The sequence below is a fragment of the Pseudomonas nitroreducens NBRC 12694 genome, assembly GCF_002091755.1.
Lineage (GTDB): Bacteria > Pseudomonadota > Gammaproteobacteria > Pseudomonadales > Pseudomonadaceae > Pseudomonas > Pseudomonas nitroreducens.
Map to the genome: position 1 here is coordinate 1 of NZ_BDAI01000034.1, position 988 is coordinate 988.

Below are 988 nucleotides of genomic sequence, written 5' to 3' on the forward strand. Positions count from 1 at the left end.
GTGACCCGGCCGATCCTCGGTGTGGCCGCCATGTTGCGCAACATCGCCAGCGGCGAAGGCGACCTGACCAAGCGCCTGGACTACGCCGGCAAGGATGAACTGGGCGAGCTGGCCGGCTGGTTCAACCGCTTCCTCGACAAGCTGCAGCCGATCATCCGCGACGTGAAATCCTCGGTGCACGACGCCCGCGCCACCGCCGACCAGTCCTCGGAAATCGCCAGCCAGACCAGTGCCGGCATGCAGCAGCAGTTCCGCGAAGTCGACCAGGTTGCCACTGCTTCGCAGGAGATGAGCGCCACCGCCCACGACGTCGCCAACAGCGCCGCCATGGCCGCCGATGCCGCCCGTGGCGCCGACGGTGCGACCCGCGACGGCCTCAACGTGATCGACAACACCACCCGCCTGATCGACGAACTGGCCAGCGACATGAGCAGTGCCATGAGCCAGGTGGAAGGCTTGGCCGCCAGCAGCGAGCAGATCGGCTCGGTGCTGGAAGTGATTCGCGGCATCGCCGAGCAGACCAACCTGCTGGCGCTCAACGCCGCCATCGAAGCGGCTCGCGCCGGTGAAGCCGGGCGCGGCTTCGCGGTGGTCGCCGACGAGGTGCGCAACCTCGCCAAGCGCACCCAGGATTCGGTGGAGGAAATCCGCCAGGTCATCGAGGGCCTGCAGAACGGTACCCGCGACGTGGTTGGCGCCATGAGCAACAGCCACCGCCAGGCCCAAGACAGCGTGTCCCAGGTCGAGCAGGCCGTGGCCGCGCTCAAGCGCATCGGCGATGCGGTCAGCGTGATCACCGACATGAACCTGCAGATCGCCAGCGCCGCCGAGGAGCAGAGTGCCGTGGCCGAGGAGATCAACCGCAACGTGGCAGGCATCCGTGACGTCACCGAATCGCTGTCGAGCCAGGCGCAGGAGTCGGCGCAGGTGAGCCAGTCGCTGAACAAGCTGGCGAATCACCAGCAGGGGTTGATGGATCAGTTCAGGG

The 988-nt window shown here is 67.2% G+C and carries 1 protein-coding gene; it reads left to right on the top strand.

Translation table 11 applies throughout. The features are described 5' to 3' along the window. Positions 1 to 988 (top strand): methyl-accepting chemotaxis protein (locus PNI01S_RS28125; protein ID WP_143514280.1); only part of this gene is annotated, 988 nt, incomplete at both ends.